The organism is Xanthomonas sp. NCPPB 1638 (assembly GCF_041475635.2).
GTDB lineage: Bacteria > Pseudomonadota > Gammaproteobacteria > Xanthomonadales > Xanthomonadaceae > Xanthomonas > Xanthomonas cucurbitae.
In genome coordinates this window covers 2,774,897-2,791,614 of record NZ_CM192984.1, presented here as the reverse complement: position 1 = coordinate 2,791,614, position 16,718 = coordinate 2,774,897, and the positions used below count along the sequence as shown (strand labels likewise).

The window sequence follows — 16,718 nt, the reverse complement described above, 5'->3', positions numbered from 1 at the left end:
TTTTCCGGGTGCCGTTATCCCCTACGACCTGTAGAGGAGTTCCTGACATGACCCAGAAAATTGAAGGTAATCTACCGACCGCTGCCACCCTTCGTACGGCGGCCACCAGCAGCAAGATCGCTTCGGCCGGCGAAGATCGCACGTCCCCGATCGCTGCCACCGCGCCCACCGACAGCGTCAAGCTGACCGGCGAGGCGACCAACCTGCAGAACCTGCAGCGCGAGCTTTCGCAGTCCTCGGCGATCGACACCGGTCGCGTCCAGGCAGTGAAGGAAGCCTTGCAGAACGGCAGCTACTCCATCAACCCGGATGCCATCGCCAGCCGCATGATGGATCTGAATCAGCAACTGGCCGGTTGATCCGACCGCAAAGGATGAACGTGAACGAGTCCCTGCAACGTCTCAGCGATGCGCTGGCCGGCGAACGCCAGGCATTACTCGAGAACGACATCGATGGGTTGATGCGGCACACGCAGGACAAGCTGTCGGCGCTGCGCGCGCTGGAATCAGCGATGCCCGAAGGCGAGGAAGACCGCCTGCGCGAGCTGGCCGAAGCCAATCGCGCCAATGGCGCGCTGCTGGCACGCCGCCGCCGGGAAGTGAACTGGGCGCTGCGTCACCTGGGCCGCACAGAAAGCGCGCCGTCCTACGATGCCAAGGGCCAATCCAACGTGGTGCGCGGCGGGCGTTCGCTGGCCGTGGCCTGAAGACCGGGGCGCAAGCACCGCTGCCGCACTGGCGATGACACAGGCACGTCCGTGGCAAGGCCATGCGCCATCCCATGCCGCCACCGAAATAGTGCGCGCGATGGTGGGCCGACTGGCCCCTGCAGTGGCGATGCACATCCCGGCATGCCGTCAGGCTGCGCCATCAATTGCTGCTGCGGCCGTGCCTGCCAGGTAGCGAGCACCGCACGCGCGGGATGCGGTCTACGACCAAGTGGCGATATGGCGCTGCAGTGGTTGGGCGTATATTGAGCTGCCCTTGCCGCTGCCTTCTCCCGTGACCGCCAAGTTCTTTCTCAACCAAGCACTGCTGCCGTCTTCGACCACGCTACGCGCCTTCGGCGACCAGCTGTTGGAGGGCGTGTTGTTGTTTCGTGCCGACGGGCAGCTGATCCTGGCCAACGCCGTCGCGCGGCAGAGCCTGTGCAAGGAAGACCCTACCGACGACCGCAACCTGGGGGAGCGCATCTCGCAGGTGCTGCCCGCAGACGCGCTCAACCAGGCGCGTAGCAAGGGCAGTTGGACCGGCAGCCTGCCGGTGGCAGACACGGTGGTCATCGCGCACCTGTACTACAACGAAGAGCAGGGCGCCGGTCACTTCCTGGCGTTGTTCCACAATATCGAAGGCCAGCAGGACTACGAGCGCGAGTTGCAACAGCGCCATGCGGAACTGCGCCAGGCCTATATGCGCCTGAACGGCGCACAGGACAAACTGCTGCAGTCGGAAAAGATGGCCTCCATCGGCCAGCTGGCGGCCGGCGTCGCGCACGAGATCAATAACCCCATCGGGTATGTGCACTCCAACCTCGGCAGCCTGCAGGAGTATCTGCGCAGCTTGTTCACCCTGATCGAAGCCTACGAGCGTGCGCTGCAGGCGCCGGACCCGAAGGCGCTGATCCCGGAGATCGACGAGATCCGCAATCGTGCCGACATCGACTTCATCAGCCGCGATCTGCCGCAACTGATGTCCGAGTCGCGCGAGGGCATCGAACGGGTGACCCGCATCGTGCGCGACCTCAAGGACTTTTCGTACTCGGACCGCTCCGAGTCATGGAAGATGGTGGACCTGCACGCCGGTCTGGAATCGACCATCAACATCATCTGGAACGAGCTCAAGTACAAGGTCACCCTGGAGCGCAACTACGCCGATCTGCCGCTGGTGGAGTGCCTGCCGTCCGAGCTCAACCAGGTGTACATGAACCTGCTGCTCAATGCCGGGCAGGCCATCGCCGAGCGCGGCACGATCACCGTCACCACCGGCCGCGACGAGGCCGACAACGTGTGGATCCAGTTCCAGGACAGCGGCGCCGGCATCGCACCGGATCTGCTGCAGCGCATTTTCGACCCGTTCTTCACCACCAAGCCGGTCGGTAGTGGCACTGGCCTGGGCCTGTCAATCTCCTACGGCATCATCAACAAGCATCACGGCCGTATCGACGTGGAAAGCGTCCCGGGGCAGGGTGCCAGCTTCCGCATCGTGTTGCCGATCCGGCAGCCGAAGTAGCGCTGACGCACTGGGATTCGGGAATGGGGAATCGGGAATGGGTAGAAGCGGTTTGTCGGTGGCTGGGTGTTGGCTGCGGGTCTGATAATGCAAACAGGGCGGTAATGGGCTGCTCTACCGATTCCCCACTCCCGATTCCCTATTCCCGGCCGTTGCGCAATTCGTCATGCGTGCGGAACGCCTGGCGGATGTGCTCGCGCAGTTCGTCGTCGTTCCAGGGCTTGGTCAGGAAGCGGTAGATCGCGCCGCGGTTGATTGCCTCTGTCACCGTGGCCAGGTCCGTGTAACCGGACAGCACCAGGCGCACGGTGTCGGGGTAGAGCATCTTCACCCGGCCCAGGAATTCGGTGCCGCTCATGTCGCTCATGCGCTGGTCCGAGAGAATCACCTGCACGTCGTTGGTGGCCAGCAGGTCGAAGGCGTCGCGCACGTTGCCGGCCGCCAGGATGCGGTAGCCATCGCGGCGGAACAGGCGCACCAGCGAACGCAGCACGTTTTCTTCGTCGTCCAGCAGCAGTAGGGTGCGGTCGGGGCGGCTTTCGGCGAACGACTCCGGGCGCAGGTAGCGCCGCCGTAGCGCCATGCCTGCCGACTCGGCCGACATCGGCTCGCCGAACAGATACCCCTGGAAAATGTCGCAATCGTTGCGGCGCAAAAAGCCCAGCTGGGCCTGCGATTCCACGCCATTGGCAATCACCGTCATGCCCAGTTGGTGGCCCATCGCGATGATGGCGCGCGCGATCGCCGCTTCGCGGCTGCCGGCCGGCGCGCTCTTGATGAAGCTGCGGTCGATCTTCAGCCGATCCACCGGGTAACGCACCAGTGCGCTCAGGCTGGAATCGCCGGTGCCGAAATTGTCCAGGCTCAGGCTGATGCCTTCATTGCGCAGGTTGGCCATCGTCTCGTGGACGAAGTTGACGTTGTTGGTCAACGCGCTTTCGTTGATCTCCAGGGTCACGAATTGCGCTGGCACGCCTGCGGTCTGCAGCATCGCCATCACTTCGTTGAAGAAGCCCGGGCGCAGCAGCTGCAGTGTGGAAACGTTCACCGCGATGCTGAAATCGTCGAAACCCTGGTCGCGCCATAGCCGCGCCTGGCGTACCGCGTTCTGCAGTACCCACTCGCCGATCTGCACGATCACGCCCAGGCGTTCGGCGGTGCGCATGAAGCGCTCCGGTACCAGCATGCCCAGCGTCGGCGACTGCCAGCGCAGCAGCGCCTCCATGCCCACGATGCGCCCGTCGCGTGCGCTCACCAGGGGTTGATAGCGCAGGCGCAGCTCGCCATGCGGAATGGCATCGACGATCTGCCGCGCGATGATGCTTTCGCTATGCGCATTGGTCGCCGAATTGCGCGTGTACAACCGCACCGTATTGCCGCCTTCGCGCGCGGCCTGGTAGCTGGCTTCCTCGGCGTAATCGAGCAAGGTGGACAGCGAGGTGGCATGTTCCGGGCACAGGCTGATGCCCACCTTGCCGGTCATGAACAGCGTGTACGGCAAAACCGACAGCGGTAGCTCCAATTGCTGGCGGATCTCTTCGGCGAAATCTTCCGGCAATGGCGTGTCCTCGCGGCGCACCGCCACGATGACCATCTCGTCGCTGCCATGGCGCCACAGCTTGCCGCGCGTGCCCAAAAATTCTTGCAGCCGTCGCGCAACCAGGGTCAGCGCCTGGTCGCCGACCTCGCCACTCATGTTTTCGTTGATCGAGGCGAAGTGGTCGATATCGACATGGAAGACCATCAGGGGCGCGCCGCCGGAAGCGGCCGCGTCCACCAAGTGCAACAGGTCGGGGTTACCCGCACCCAGCCGCGTCGGCTTGACGATTTCCAGTCCGGGCGGGATCACAGGGTTCCACATGACTCAACGTCCACCATCTTCGTGGACGGACTCGCCGGCCGGGTGATAGGGCAGGCGCAACGTCACGCGCGTGCCTGCACCGGGAGCCGATTCTATCGCGAGCGCACCGCCGACGGTTTGCGCGCGCTCACGCATCACGATCAATCCAAGCCCGCGTGGACCTTCCGGCTCGAACCCATCACCATCGTCGCTGACTTCCAGGCTGAAGCTTTCGCTGTCGATCGAGCGCAGCCGCATGCGTACTTCACCGGCACAGGCATGCCGCAGCGCATTGGTAAGGCTTTCCTGCGCGATGCGGAAGCAGGCTTGCTCGATCTCGTTGCCCGGACGTACCTCCAGCGGCTGGATATCCAGCTCCAGCCGCACCTGCGAGGCACGGAACAGCATCGACGCCTGCCAGCGCAGTGCCGCTTCCAGGCCCAGTGCGTCCAGTTGCGGCGGGCGCAACAGCATCGACAGATTGCGTAGCTTGGTCACCGTGGTGTCGGCCAGCGACACCACTTCCAGCAGGTCTTCGCGCCGCGCCTCAGGATCGGGCTCGTCCAGTGCCGCGTGCGCGGAGAGCTTCATCGCCGTGATCGCCTGGCCGATATCATCGTGCAGGTCACGCGAGATGGCGCGGCGCTCGTCCTCCTGCAACGAAAACAGCCGCTTGGCCATTGCCTGCAGTTCGGCGTTGCTCTCGGCCAGCGCATCGCGCATGCGTTCGGGTTCGCTCAGGTCGCGTACCACCAGCAACTTGCAGCTGCGCCCGCCATAGCGAATGTCGCCGGCCGACAGGCCGGCATAGAACGTGCTGCCATCGCGGCGGCGCATCGCGCGCGCACTGGACACCGGCTCGTTGCGGTCGCTGCCGGCGCGCAGGTAGTCGCGTACCAGGGGCAGATCGGTGTCGCTGACCAGCGTCTGCAAGGGTTCGCCCAGGATGGTCTCGCCCTGGAAACCGAACTGGACCGAGCCGGCCGCATTGGCATACATCACGTGCTCGTCGGCCAGGATCAGCACCCCGTCCGGCAATACCCGCACCAGCTCGCGAAACTGCTCTTCGCGCTCGCGCAGCAGGCGCCGCGACTGTTCGCGCTCGCTCACGTCCTGCAAGGTGCCGTGCACGTGCCGCGCGCCGCTGGCGGTGGTCACGCTCTCGGCGCGCAGATGTACGGTACGGGGTTGCGAATCGCCACCGGTCAGCGGCAACAGCACGTCGATCTGCACCTCGCCACCGGTGCACATGTCCTCGATCATGCGTTCGATCCGCGCCTGGGTGGCGGTGTCGGAGGCGTTCAGCAGTTCTTCCAGCCGATGCTCGCGCCGGTGCATCGGCACGCTGCGCCCCAGCACGCGATAGACCGCTGGCGAATAGCGCCCGAGGCCGGTTTGCCGATCCAGCTGCCACGAACCCAGCCGCGCGATGGATTGCGCTTCTTCCAGGCGCTGCACGGCCTCGTCGCGCAGTTGCTGCGCCTGCCGTTCCTCGCTGCGGTCCAGGGTCACCACCAGGCGGGCCGGGCCACTGGCCAGATGCAGCTGGTTGCTGCGCACCTCTACATGGCGCGGCCCGCTGCGCGTCATCAGGTCTTCGTGCAATACGCAGGTGGCATCGCCCTTGGCGCGGATCTGCGCGATCACCTCTTCCAGCCGCGCGCCGTCGGCGTTGGGCCAGATCGCCTGCAGGGTCTGTTGCAGGAACTCGTCACGCTCCCAGCCGAAGAATTCCAGCGCTGCCGGGTTGGCATCGAGGATGCGCATGCTCGCCAGATCGTAGACGAACGCCGGGCTGGGCAGTGCCAGGAATTTGGCCTTCAACAAGGCCTCGGACTGCGCCAGTTGCGCATGTTCGTCCACGATCAGGGCCACGAAACGCCGCAGGACCACATGGATCACCATACTCGACAGCAGCAGGAAGCTGGCATCGGACCAGCGTTCCGGGGTTGCCGCGCCGGCCAGGCTCAGCAGCCTGTTGCCCAGCAACAGCCAGATCACGCCCACCAGCAGGTACAGCCCGGTGAGGGTCCACACACCATGGGTCAGGCGCCGGGCCAGACGCAGGCAGGAAACGGGAGGGGACGAGAACGCGGGCGCGGCGTCGGGTTGTTGCATGGGTCCGCAGACGACCTATGGAGCGGGCGATGGAACCATCTTAGCCGTAACTCGGTCCGGTTCGGTCATGCCGGAAACCGGTGCCTCAACTAATTCATCAAACGGCCGTTATCCATTGCGACCCCGAGCCAGGGGGCGATTCTTCGGAGTGTTCCAGAGTGGACTCAGGCGTCATTGCAAGCATGCTGCAACACCCGCTGACCTCGGCGGTGGTGTTGTTGGATGCGCATGGCCAGCCGCTGGCGGCCAACCGCGTTGCGCAGTCGATCGGGCTGCCGGCAACCCTTGGTGCCTATGCCGAAGTGCTGGAAAGCAGCCGCGCCCAGGTGGCGGACGGCGGCGGCATGGCCGCCTGCGTGTTGCCGGGCACCGGCGGCAGGCGACTGGAAGGCTGGCTGCGCGCGGTGTGCGACGAGCATGGCCAGGTCATGGCGTTCACGTTGAGCATTCCCGAACCGGTAGGCGCCGACGGCACCAGTCGCTGGGAAATGGGTCTGGACAGCGCCGATCACGGCCTGTGGGACTGGGATATCCCGGCCGACGTGGTGTACCGCTCCGAACGCTGGACGCGCATGCTCGGCTACAGCGAGCAGCCGCCGCCGAACAATCTCACTGCCTTGTCCGGGCTGATCCATCCCGACGATCACGCGAAAGTCAGCGCCGCGGTGCAGGCCCACCTGGAGGGGCGTGCCGAGACCTATGTGGCCGAATTCCGCCTGCGCCAGCACGACGGCCAATGGCGCTGGATTCTGGACCGTGGCCGGGTGGTCTCGCGCACCGCCGATGGCCGGCCGCTACGCATGGTCGGCACGCATACCGATGTGCACCACCAGAAACTGCTCGAACAGCAGCTGCGTGAGCAGCAGGCCCAGCTGGAAGAGGCCCAGCGCATTGCCAGCATGGGAAGCTGGAGCTGGGATGCGTTGAACGACCAGTTGTGGATCTCGCCGGATTTCCTGCAGCAGCTCGGCATGGCCGAACTGCGTCTGCACGGCGTCCGCGACCTGTTGCGCCTGCTTGCGCGCACTTCGCTTGCGCAATTGCGCAGCGCCTGGCGCAAGATCAAGCACGAAGGCCTACCCGTGCATTTCGAGCTGGAAGTCAACGGCCTGCCGGGCGTCAACCCGCATCATCTGCGGGTGTGGGCGCAGCCGGTGTTCGATGGCAACGCCAGCATGGTGCGCGTTCTTGGCCAACTACAGAATGTGACCGAACAACGCCAGACCGATGCCTTGATCCGCTGGCGTACCGAATTGCTCAACCGCGTCTCAGCACTGGGCAAGATCGGCGGTTGCGAGATCGAGGTCGACACCCGCCGCATGCAGTGGACCGAGGAGTGCTATCGCATCCACGGCCTGCGCAAGGAAAACATCACCCTGGAGCAGGCGCTTGCGCTCTACACCCAGGACTCGCGTGATGCCTTCGAATCGGCGCTGCTGCGCATTTCCGACGGCGGCCTGCCCGAACAACTGGAGCTGTGCTTCTACCGCAATTCCGGCCAGCGCGTCTGGGTGCAGGTCCTGATTGAACTGGACCGACGCGAAGGCCTGCCGCCGCGCTTCGTGGCCCTGTTCCGCGATGTCACCCGCGAGCGCGAGGCCAATGAACGCATCGAGCTGTTGGCACATTACGACCGCCTGACTGGCCTGCCGAACCGCTTCCTGCTGCGCGAGCAGGCCGAAAACGCCATCCGCGAAGCGCATGAGCGCGGCCAGGTGATGGCCATGCTGTTGATCGATCTGGATGGCTTCAAGAGCATCAACGATTCCTTCGGTCATGCGACCGGCGACAACCTGCTCAAGCTCGCCTCCGCGCGCCTGCACCAGCACCTGCGCAACAGTGACCTGTTCGGCCGCTTCAGCGACGATGAATTCATCGTGCTGCTGCGCGATCTGTCCGAGCCGGAAGATGCTGGCCACGTCGCGCGCAAGCTCATCAGCGCGCTGGGCGAACCGCTGCGCAAGGACCAAGTGACCCTCAAGCTCGGCGCCAGCATCGGTATCGCGCTGCAAGGGGAGGGCCTGTCGGACTTCGACAGCCTGCTGCGCGCCGCCGACGCGGCGATGTATGCCGCCAAGGAATCGGGCCGCAACACGTTCCATTACTACAGCCAGGACGTGCTAATGCGTGCACAGCGTCGCCTGGAGCTGGAGCATGCGCTGCAAGGCGCGCTGGAACGCGAAGAATTCACCTTGGTCTACCAACCGCTGGTCAATACCGTCGGCGATACCTCGCCAGCGATCGAGGCGTTGATGCGCTGGAATCGGCCGGGTCACGGGCCGTGCAGCCCGGCCGAGTTCATTCCCATCGCCGAGGAGTGCGGCGAGATCGTGCGCCTTGGCGAATGGGTCATTGGCGAGGCCTGTCGCCAGGCGGTGGTCTGGGACCGTGCCGGACTCAACTTCAGCCGCATTGCGGTCAACGTTTCGGCAGTGCAGCTGCGCGAGCGCGGCTTCGCCGAGCGCGTGCTGGAGATCTGCCGCGACAACGGCTGGTCGCCGTCGCGATTGGAGCTGGAGTTGACCGAATCGGCCTTGATTCGCGATTCGGATTCGCTGCGCCGTTGCTTCGAGTTGTTCGAACAGAACGGCGTGCTGCTGGCGGTGGACGACTTCGGTACTGGATTCTCGAATCTGCACTACCTCAACCGCTTTCCGGTGCAGCGCCTGAAGATCGACCGCAGCTTCGTGCAGGGCATGCTCGACGACGCCAACACGGCCGAAGTGACCCAGGCCATCGTGCACCTGGGCCATGCGCTGGGCATGCAGGTGGTGGCCGAGGGCGTGGAGACGGTGCAGGAAGATGCCTTGCTGCGCCAGCAGGGCTGCGACGAAATCCAGGGGTATTTCTACTCGCGCCCGTTGTCGCCACGCGACATGGCGCAGTGGCTGCGCGAGGCCGAAGCCGGCATGCGGCTGGGCGCGCGGTTGGTGATCGCCAACTGAGATGTTGGCCCGGCTGGCGCCGCCAGCCCGGCGCGGTGCACAGTCCTGCAGTGATGCCACCGCATTGGTGCCGTGCCATGGCAGCGGACCTTCTCACGTCGATTTGAACAAAAGCTCGCGCCTTCAGGGTAGCGAGCTGCGCGCTGTATTGGTCAGGAAAGGACGTGCACGCGCGTGAAGTTCCAGGCCAACGCCTTGTCGTGTGTCGCACTGCTGCAGGCGAGGGCGCTGTCGCAAGCACTGCCGGGAGAGATCTTCGTCACGGTCGCCAGGGCGCTCAATCGGAACAGGAACGCGTGCTCACCCTGCCTGGCAATGCGCCAAGGGCCGAGATGCACGGTGACGGGGTGACCAAGACCGGCGACACCCGCCGGAGCGAGCGACGTCCGGTCGGGCAGGGCGGTCGCAAGGGCGGGCGTGCACGCCATCAGCGATGCCGGGGTACGGTGGAAACCGGCCGCTCAAACGCCTGAGATCGGGCAGTTCGACAATCCGGCGGGGCACCTGCCGAGACGCGCTCCGCCGGTGTTGCATCAGCGCCCGGAGGCGCCGACTGCGGCGCCATCCAGGCCCAGATCCCAGGCCACGGTGGCGAACAGCAGCTCGTCTTCGCTGCAATCGCGGCGCGGATTGACCAGCGCCTTGACCTCTGCGCGGGCGGCAAGTTCCAGCCGCTCCAGCGCGGCCGGCAGGCGCACGCGCCGCACCACCGGCTTGGCCGCGTCGCCTTGCGCGATGCGCTCGGCGTACGTGGCAGCCAATGCGGCGGACTGCAGCGCATCGCTGGGGTCCGCATCGATGGTCGGGGCAAGTAGCGTCATGACGAAACACCAGGTCGGTACGGAACGACAAATCCCCGGCAGGCCGGGGAATGTCGGGATCAGACGTTGCGGGTCGGCATCGGTCTCAGAACAGCTCGACCGTGCCGGCACCCATGCCTTGCTGCGCCACCGGCTTGTGCGGCGGGCGTTCCCACTCCACGCGCATGTCGCGCAAGCGGTTGGACACCTTCTGCAGCGCGGCGACCAGGTCGCTGTCGTACACGCCGCCATTGCGATGCAGTAGTTCCTGCAGCGCCACTGCCTCGCGGTTGATCGCGGTGAGGCGATCGAGGTGGGTGTGGATGCCGCTCAGGGTCTGCGTGGCGATGTCTTCGAACTGCAGCGCACGCACCGCTTCGGCCACGCTGCCGTCGATGGAGCGGGCGCATTCGGAGATTTCGCGCATGCCATCGCCCAACGAGGCGTTGATCTGGGCGACGTTCTCCAGCATGGCGGCCGATTCATGGCGCGCCTCGCGGGAGCGGTCCATGTGGCGCGAGGCCAGCTGCGAGACCGTTTCACGCACCTTGGCGATCGATTCCTTGGAGCTGTGCGCCAGCTTGCGGATCTGCTCGTTGAAGGTGGTGGAGCGTTCGGACAGGTTGCGCACCTCGTCGGCGACCACCGCGAAGCCACGACCGGCTTCACCGGCGCGCGCGGCTTCGATGGCCGCGTTCAAGGCCAGCAGGTTGGTCTGGTCGGCGATCGACTTGACGTCTTCCAGCAACGCGAAGATGCCATCCAGATGCTGGGCCATCTCGTCGATGTGATGCACCGTGTTGGTGCTCTGGCCGCTCACCTGTTCCAGCGCTTCCACCAACTGCTCCATGCGGGAGCTGGCGTGCTGGGCGAAGCGGGCGACGTCGACGCCGGCACTGCCGTCGTCACCGGCACGGTCCACGATGCGGGCCAACGCCTGGCTCTGCTGGCGCGACTTGCGGTTCATCGCTTCGAAGCTGCCGCCCAGGCCGGACACCGCCTGGCGGATCAGTTCGCGGGCACGCTCGACTTCAGAGCGCGACCCGTCGACTTCGTTGCTGACGAACGTCCGCAGTTCGTTGAGCAACTGGTCCTGCTCGCGCAGGATGCGGGCCTGGTCCGGGTTGGGCCGGAACTGGGAATACGTCACCCAGGCAGCAAAACCCAACCAACTGAGGGTCATGGTCGCCAGGATCGCCCAGCGCACCGAGGCGGGCCAGTCGAATCCGACAGCGAAGGGGAACAGCAAGGTCAGAGCCAGAGGGGCGGCTAGACGGATGAGTGGACGTGAATACATGGGCGTTCTCGGCGGAGTCACGGTTGCTGTATCGGCACTCCCCCCGTTGTCTTTAGCGACGATCGCCAGATTGCCTCGCGCATCGCGCCGCCACTGGCGGACGCCAGCGCCCGTTGTGGGCGCTTTCATCCGGCATTTCGGCGCTGCTCAACGCAGTGCGCGATCCACCGCCTCGCTCATCGCGCGCTTGGCGAACAGAAAATCCCACAGGCTGCCGCCCATCTGCCGCCACAGCACCGCCGAGCGCACCGCCGCCAGCAACAGCGCGCGGATTTCCGCCACCACGCCGGCCTGGCCCAGGTAGTGCGGGTTGCCCTGCACCATGACCTTGGGGCGCAGGTGGCTGATGGTCTGCGCATACAGCCCGCCCAGCGCGCTCAACACCTCCGGATGCGCGCTGTCGTCCAGGCGCTGCGCCTGCTGCGCCGCCGCCGCGATCCCGCTGGAAACCGTGGCCACGGTGGCGGTGTCGCGCACGAAGCGGCGCTCCAGCTGCAGCACCGCCAGCGCCAGCCGTGGCAGCACATCGTCCTGGCCCTGGTTGCGAAAGTAGTTGTGCAGCAGGCGCAGGCCGGGCGCCAGGGCCGCCGTCGAGCCGTACACCGCCTCCGGCGAGGCCGCATCCACCCGGAACACGCTGTCGATGGCGGTGCGCACCGTGGCCGCCTCCGAATGCCCGGTTTCGGCGATCCGCCGCACCTGCTGCAGGGCCTGGGCAACGCCGGCCAGCGCCAGCACACGGTGATCCATGGAAACACTCATCAAGCCACACCCTCGGGGGAAGAAGAAGATCCTGCCAATTGACGCTCCAGCGGTGCATCGGTGGCGGCAATGACCGCGCCGCCGAGGCATTGCTCGCCGTCGTACAGCACCAGCGACTGCCCGGGCGTCACCGCCCGCTGCGGTCGCTCGAAGCGCACCTGCATGCTGCCATCGTCCTGCACGGCCACCGTGCACGGCTCGTCCGGCTGCCGGTAGCGCGTCTGCGCGGTGCAATTGAAGCGGCGCGCCGGCGGCGCACCGGCGACCCAGTGGGCCAGCTCGGACTGCAGCCAGCGCGACTGCAGCAGCGGACTGTCGCGGTCCTGGTCCACGTACAGCACGTTGCTGGCCACGTCCTTGCCCACCACGTACCACGGCGCGGCCGCGCGGCCGCGCACCCCACCGATGTTCAGGCCTTCGCGCTGGCCCAGGGTGAAATAGAACACGCCGGGGTGCTCGGCAATGCGCTGCCCCTGCGGGTCGCGGATCTCGCCGGTGCGGGCGGGCAGGTAGCGGCCCAGGAACTCGCGGAAGTCGCGTTCGCCGATGAAGCAGATCCCGGTGGAATCCTTCTTGGCATGGGTCGGCAGGCCCGCATCCTGGGCGATGCGGCGCAGCGTGCTTTTCTCCAGCTCGCCGACCGGGAACAGGGTGGCGGCCAGCTGGGTCTGCCCCAGCTGATGCAGGAAATAGCTCTGGTCCTTGCCCCGGTCGGCGCCGCGCAGCAGCTGCCAGCGCCCGCCACTGTGGGCAACCCGGGCGTAATGCCCGGTGGCGATGCGCTCGGCGCCCAGTGCCTGTGCGGCGTCCAGGAAGTGCTTGAACTTGACCTCGCGGTTGCACAGCACGTCCGGGTTCGGGGTGCGCCCGGCTGCGTATTCGGCCAGGAAGTGCTCGAACACGCCGCTCCAGTATTCGCCGGAAAAATCGCGAAAGTGGAAGGGGATGCCCAGCATCCCGCAGACCGCCACCGCGTCGCGGCGGTCGTCTTCGGCGCGGCAATCGCCGCTGCCGTCGTCGGCCCAGTTCTGCATGAACAGCCCGGCGATCGCCTCGCCCTGCTGCGCCAGTTGCCAGGCCGCCACCGACGAATCCACCCCGCCGGACACGCCCACCACGATGCGCGGCGTCCTCATGCGACGTGCCGCACCAGTGCCAACGGATGCCGCTGTCCGGCCAGGTAGTCGGCCACCACCTCCCACACCAGGGGGCTGCGCCAACGCTCGCTGGCGTCACGCAATTGGTCCGGCGTCATCCACAGTGCCCGCACCACGCCGGTATCCAGGCTGCGCTCGGGGTGGTGTGTCAGCGCATCGGCCACGAAGGCAAAGCGCAGGTAGCACTGGCCGGTCGGGGCCAGCCACTGGTAGCTGCCGATGAAATGGGTCGGCCGCACGTCCCAGCCGGTCTCTTCCAGGGTTTCGCGCACGGCGGCGTCGAGCAGGCTTTCATCCGGCTCCAGATGCCCGGCCGGCTGGTTCAGCAGCAGGCGGTCGCCGATGCGCTCTTCCACCTGCAGCAAGCGTCCGTCGCGCACCACCACGGTGGCCACGGTGACATCGGGGTGCCAGCGCGGCTGCGGGGCGCTCATCGCCGCCGCTCCTGGCGGGCGGACGGGTTGCCAGGCAAGCCGCCGGAGCCCAGCGCGCAAGAGTGGTCAATACGCCCACTGCGGGGGCCAGCCATGGCAGCGTTGCCCGCGTCGGTCGAGGGCGGCGGCGCCGGCGCAGCTGCGGTCAGGGAGTCGGTCATGGGGGCCAAGGGGGAAATTGGAGACAAATTGTGCGGGCCGCGGCGCAAATCGTCCAATGCGCGTGGCGTTGAACCGTATAATGGCCGGATGCCTCGCAAGACCTCACACGAACACGATCACGGCCTGACCGTTGAAGCCAGCAAGCCGGAGGTGGCGCCGCCGCCGCGTTACCAGGTGTTGCTGCTGAACGACGACTACACCCCGATGGACTTCGTGGTGACCGTCCTGCAGCAGTTTTTCAACCTGGACCTGGAAAGCGCCACCCAGGTCATGTTGCACGTCCACACCCGTGGGCGCGGCGTCTGCGGGGTCTACAGCCGCGAAGTCGCCGAGTCCAAGGTGGCGCAGGTCAACGAGTTTTCGCGGATGAACCAGCACCCGTTGCTGTGCACGATGGAACAGCGCTGAGACCGTTGCTGGATCATTCCAGCAGCGCAACAGTGTGACTGCAATCGCGTGCTAACGCTGTCTGAACATGCCTATTGGATAGGGTTGTGGAAAATCCCGACAAAAGCCGCATATTGTTGGCAACAGCCGTTCGGAGTGACCAATGTTCAGCAAAGACCTAGAGCAAACCATCGGCCAGTGCTACAAGCGAGCACGCGAGGCGCGTCATGAGTTCATGACCGTCGAGCATCTGCTGCTCTCGCTGCTGGACAATCCCTCCGCACAGGCCGTGCTCAAGGCCTGTGGGGCAGACCAGCTGCGCCTGCACAACGATCTGGAGCAGGCGATCGAGGCGGCGGTCTCGCGCCTGGCCGAAGACGACGGCCGCGATACCCAGCCGACGCTGGGCTTCCAGCGCGTGCTGCAGCGCGCCGTCTACCACGTGCAATCGTCCGGCAAGAAGGAAGTCACCGGCGCCAACGTACTGGTGGCCATCTTCGGCGAGAAGGACTCGCACGCGGTGTATTTCCTGAACCAGCAGGACATCACCCGGCTGGACATCGTCAACTATCTGTCCCACGGCATCGCCAAGCTGGGCGAAGACAGCGAGCAGCCCTCCGCGTCCGAGGGCGAGCCCAAGAGCGAGGGCGGGGAAGGCGAGGGCAAGGGCGACGCGCTGGCCGAGTACGCCACCAATCTCAACGAGCAGGCGCGCAACGGCAAGATCGACCCGCTGGTGGGCCGTGCCGATGAAATCGAGCGCACCATCCAGGTGCTGTGCCGCCGCCGCAAGAACAACCCGCTGTACGTGGGCGAGGCGGGCGTGGGCAAGACCGCGATCGCCGAGGGACTGGCCAAGCGCATCGTCGATAACGACGTGCCGGACGTGCTGGCCGATGCGGTGATCTTCTCGCTGGACCTGGGCGCGCTGGTAGCGGGCACCAAGTATCGCGGCGACTTCGAAAAGCGCCTGAAGGGCGTGCTGACCGCGCTGAAGAAGGTGCCCAATGCGGTGCTGTTCATCGACGAGATCCACACCATCATCGGGGCCGGCTCGGCGTCGGGCGGCACCATGGATGCCTCCAACCTCATCAAGCCGGCGCTGGCCTCGGGCGAGCTGCGTTGCATCGGCTCCACCACTTTCCAGGAATACCGCGGCATCTTCGAAAAGGACCGTGCCCTGGCGCGTCGCTTCCAGAAGATCGACATCGTCGAGCCCACCGTGGGCGAGACCTTCGAGATCCTGCAGGGCCTCAAGCCCAAGTACGAGGCGCACCATGGGGTGACCTACGCCGACGATGCGCTGCAGGCGGCAGTTGACTTGTCGGTCAAGCACATCGGCGACCGGCTGCTGCCGGACAAGGCGATCGATGTGATCGATGAGGCCGGTGCGCGCCAGCGCCTGTTGCCGGCAGGCAAGCGCAAGGAACTGATCGACATCGAGGAAATCGAGACCATCGTCGCCAAGATGGCGCGGATTCCGGCCAAGCAGGTCAGCGCGACCGACAAGGACGTGCTGCAGCATCTGGAGCGCAACCTCAAGATGGTGATCTTCGGGCAGAATCCGGCGATCGAGACACTGGCCGGCTCCATCAAGCTGGCACGCTCCGGCCTGGCCAACCCGGAAAAGCCGATCGGCAACTTCCTGTTTGCCGGCCCCACCGGTGTGGGCAAGACCGAGGTCACCAAGCAGCTGGCGCTGCAGCTCGGCATCGAGCTGGTGCGCTTCGACATGTCCGAGTACATGGAAGCGCATTCGATCAGCCGCCTGATCGGCGCGCCTCCGGGTTACGTCGGTTTCGACCAGGGCGGCCTGCTGACCGAGAAGATCGTCAAGACACCGCACTGCGTGCTGTTGCTGGACGAGGTGGAGAAGGCGCACCCGGACATCTTCAACATCCTGTTGCAGGTCATGGACCGCGGCATCCTCACCGATACCAACGGGCGCGAGGCCAACTTCAAGAACGTGATCCTGGTGATGACCACCAATGCCGGTGCCACCCAGGCATCGCGGCGGTCGATCGGCTTTACCAAGCAGGATCATTCCACCGATGCGATGGAGTCGATCCGCCGCGGGTTCACGCCGGAGTTCCGCAACCGTCTGGATGCCATCGTGCAGTTTCAGCCACTGGGGTTCGACCACATCCTGCGCGTGGTGGACAAGTTCATCATCGAGCTGGAAATGCTGTTGCAGGAAAAGCATGTCTCGCTGTCGGCCACCCCAACCGCGCGCGACTGGCTTGCCCAGCATGGCTTCGACCCGCTGATGGGCGCACGCCCGATGTCGCGCGTGATCCAGGAGAAGATCAAGCGCCCGCTGGCCGACGAGCTGCTATTCGGCAAGCTGGTGGAAGGTGGTCGCGTCAACATCGACGTCAAGGAAGGCGAGCTGCTAGTGGAGGCGCATCCGGAACCGGAGCGCTTGCTGCCTGCCACGGTCGACTGATCGCAAGTTCTGGTCAACGAAAAGCCGCTCCTCTGAGCGGCTTTTTTGTGCCTGCCTGACGCAGAGGTCTGCGGCTAGGGTCTGGAGGCGGACCTATCGCATTGCGTCTGGCTGTTTGTGCGGCGTCATGGCTGTTGTGACG

Annotated in this window: 14 protein-coding genes; 6 read left to right on the top strand and 8 right to left on the bottom strand. The window is 65.7% G+C overall.

Going from position 1 to position 16,718, the window contains the following annotated elements; genetic code table 11:
• The first annotated feature begins 47 nt into the window (after positions 1–47).
• The 3 genes from flgM (at position 48) to ACCQ13_RS11920 (ending at position 2,228) form a co-directional block, all read left to right on the top strand.
• A complete protein-coding gene (gene flgM, locus ACCQ13_RS11930; protein WP_104603704.1) occupies positions 48–359 on the top strand; it encodes a flagellar biosynthesis anti-sigma factor FlgM in 312 nt (103 codons plus the stop codon).
• Positions 360–373: 14 nt separating this feature from the next.
• Positions 374–706 (top strand): flagellar protein FlgN, encoded by a 333-nt coding sequence (locus ACCQ13_RS11925; protein ID WP_104603703.1) that lies wholly within the window; start codon positions 374–376, stop codon positions 704–706.
• A gap of 295 nt (positions 707–1,001) precedes the next feature.
• On the top strand, positions 1,002–2,228 hold the full coding sequence (locus ACCQ13_RS11920) for an ATP-binding protein (protein ID WP_159407987.1): 1,227 nt from the start codon (positions 1,002–1,004) through the stop codon (positions 2,226–2,228).
• Positions 2,229–2,367: 139 nt separating this feature from the next.
• Here ACCQ13_RS11920 and ACCQ13_RS11915 read toward each other — a convergent pair whose 3' ends face one another.
• Complete coding sequence (locus tag ACCQ13_RS11915; RefSeq protein ID WP_104603701.1) at positions 2,368–4,089, bottom strand: EAL domain-containing protein; 1,722 nt, start codon at positions 4,087–4,089, stop codon at positions 2,368–2,370.
• Between the two features lie 3 nt (positions 4,090–4,092).
• Positions 4,093–6,186: a sensor histidine kinase gene (locus ACCQ13_RS11910; protein WP_159407225.1), complete on the bottom strand. Its 2,094-nt coding sequence runs from the start codon at positions 6,184–6,186 to the stop codon at positions 4,093–4,095.
• Positions 6,187–6,344: 158 nt separating this feature from the next.
• Here ACCQ13_RS11910 and ACCQ13_RS11905 point away from each other — a divergent pair, with 158 nt between their 5' ends.
• Positions 6,345–9,131, top strand: a complete 2,787-nt coding sequence (locus ACCQ13_RS11905; RefSeq protein WP_208800365.1) for a sensor domain-containing protein — start codon at positions 6,345–6,347, stop codon at positions 9,129–9,131.
• Positions 9,132–9,283: 152 nt separating this feature from the next.
• Here the strand turns inward: ACCQ13_RS11905 and ACCQ13_RS11900 are convergent, their stop codons facing one another.
• The 6 genes from ACCQ13_RS11900 to ACCQ13_RS11875 all read right to left on the bottom strand — a co-directional run bounded on the left by ACCQ13_RS11900 (position 9,284) and on the right by ACCQ13_RS11875 (position 13,581).
• Entirely contained in the window at positions 9,284–9,559 is a 276-nt protein-coding gene (locus ACCQ13_RS11900) for a hypothetical protein (RefSeq protein WP_104603699.1), read from the bottom strand.
• A 105-nt stretch (positions 9,560–9,664) separates the two neighbouring features.
• Positions 9,665–9,952, bottom strand: coding sequence for a hypothetical protein (locus ACCQ13_RS11895; protein WP_104603698.1), 288 nt, complete (start codon positions 9,950–9,952; stop codon positions 9,665–9,667).
• Between the two features lie 85 nt (positions 9,953–10,037).
• Entirely contained in the window at positions 10,038–11,228 is a 1,191-nt protein-coding gene (locus ACCQ13_RS11890) for a methyl-accepting chemotaxis protein (RefSeq protein ID WP_104603697.1), read from the bottom strand.
• A 147-nt stretch (positions 11,229–11,375) separates the two neighbouring features.
• A complete protein-coding gene (hflD, locus tag ACCQ13_RS11885; RefSeq protein WP_104603696.1) occupies positions 11,376–11,990 on the bottom strand; it encodes a high frequency lysogenization protein HflD in 615 nt (204 codons plus the stop codon).
• Complete coding sequence (gene mnmA / locus ACCQ13_RS11880) at positions 11,990–13,126, bottom strand: tRNA 2-thiouridine(34) synthase MnmA (protein WP_104603695.1); 1,137 nt, start codon at positions 13,124–13,126, stop codon at positions 11,990–11,992. The genes hflD and mnmA overlap by 1 nt, the downstream gene beginning before the upstream one ends.
• Positions 13,123–13,581 (bottom strand): NUDIX hydrolase, encoded by a 459-nt coding sequence (locus ACCQ13_RS11875; RefSeq protein ID WP_104603694.1) that lies wholly within the window; start codon positions 13,579–13,581, stop codon positions 13,123–13,125. The genes mnmA and ACCQ13_RS11875 overlap by 4 nt, the downstream gene beginning before the upstream one ends.
• Positions 13,582–13,830: 249 nt before the next feature.
• Here ACCQ13_RS11875 and clpS point away from each other — a divergent pair, with 249 nt between their 5' ends.
• On the top strand, positions 13,831–14,151 hold the full coding sequence (gene clpS / locus ACCQ13_RS11870) for an ATP-dependent Clp protease adapter ClpS (RefSeq protein WP_104603693.1): 321 nt from the start codon (positions 13,831–13,833) through the stop codon (positions 14,149–14,151).
• 142 nt (positions 14,152–14,293) lie between these two features.
• Entirely contained in the window at positions 14,294–16,576 is a 2,283-nt protein-coding gene (gene clpA, locus ACCQ13_RS11865; protein WP_104603692.1) for an ATP-dependent Clp protease ATP-binding subunit ClpA, read from the top strand.
• The last annotated feature ends 142 nt before the right edge of the window (positions 16,577–16,718 follow it).

Excerpts from the sequence above, each read along its gene's own strand:
- ACCQ13_RS11890 (WP_104603697.1), bottom strand. The coding sequence starts at position 11,228 with ATGTATTCACGTCCACTCATCCGTCTAGCCGCCCCTCTGGCTCTGACC.
- ACCQ13_RS11925 (WP_104603703.1), top strand. The coding sequence starts at position 374 with ATGAACGTGAACGAGTCCCTGCAACGTCTCAGCGATGCGCTGGCCGGC.
- ACCQ13_RS11875 (WP_104603694.1), bottom strand. The coding sequence starts at position 13,581 with ATGAGCGCCCCGCAGCCGCGCTGGCACCCCGATGTCACCGTGGCCACC.
- ACCQ13_RS11895 (WP_104603698.1), bottom strand. The coding sequence starts at position 9,952 with ATGACGCTACTTGCCCCGACCATCGATGCGGACCCCAGCGATGCGCTG.
- ACCQ13_RS11910 (WP_159407225.1), bottom strand. The coding sequence starts at position 6,186 with ATGCAACAACCCGACGCCGCGCCCGCGTTCTCGTCCCCTCCCGTTTCC.
- hflD (WP_104603696.1), bottom strand. The coding sequence starts at position 11,990 with ATGAGTGTTTCCATGGATCACCGTGTGCTGGCGCTGGCCGGCGTTGCC.
- mnmA (WP_104603695.1), bottom strand. The coding sequence starts at position 13,126 with ATGAGGACGCCGCGCATCGTGGTGGGCGTGTCCGGCGGGGTGGATTCG.
- clpS (WP_104603693.1), top strand. The coding sequence starts at position 13,831 with ATGCCTCGCAAGACCTCACACGAACACGATCACGGCCTGACCGTTGAA.
- ACCQ13_RS11900 (WP_104603699.1), bottom strand. The coding sequence starts at position 9,559 with ATGGCGTGCACGCCCGCCCTTGCGACCGCCCTGCCCGACCGGACGTCG.
- flgM (WP_104603704.1), top strand. The coding sequence starts at position 48 with ATGACCCAGAAAATTGAAGGTAATCTACCGACCGCTGCCACCCTTCGT.
- clpA (WP_104603692.1), top strand. The coding sequence starts at position 14,294 with ATGTTCAGCAAAGACCTAGAGCAAACCATCGGCCAGTGCTACAAGCGA.
- ACCQ13_RS11915 (WP_104603701.1), bottom strand. The coding sequence starts at position 4,089 with ATGTGGAACCCTGTGATCCCGCCCGGACTGGAAATCGTCAAGCCGACG.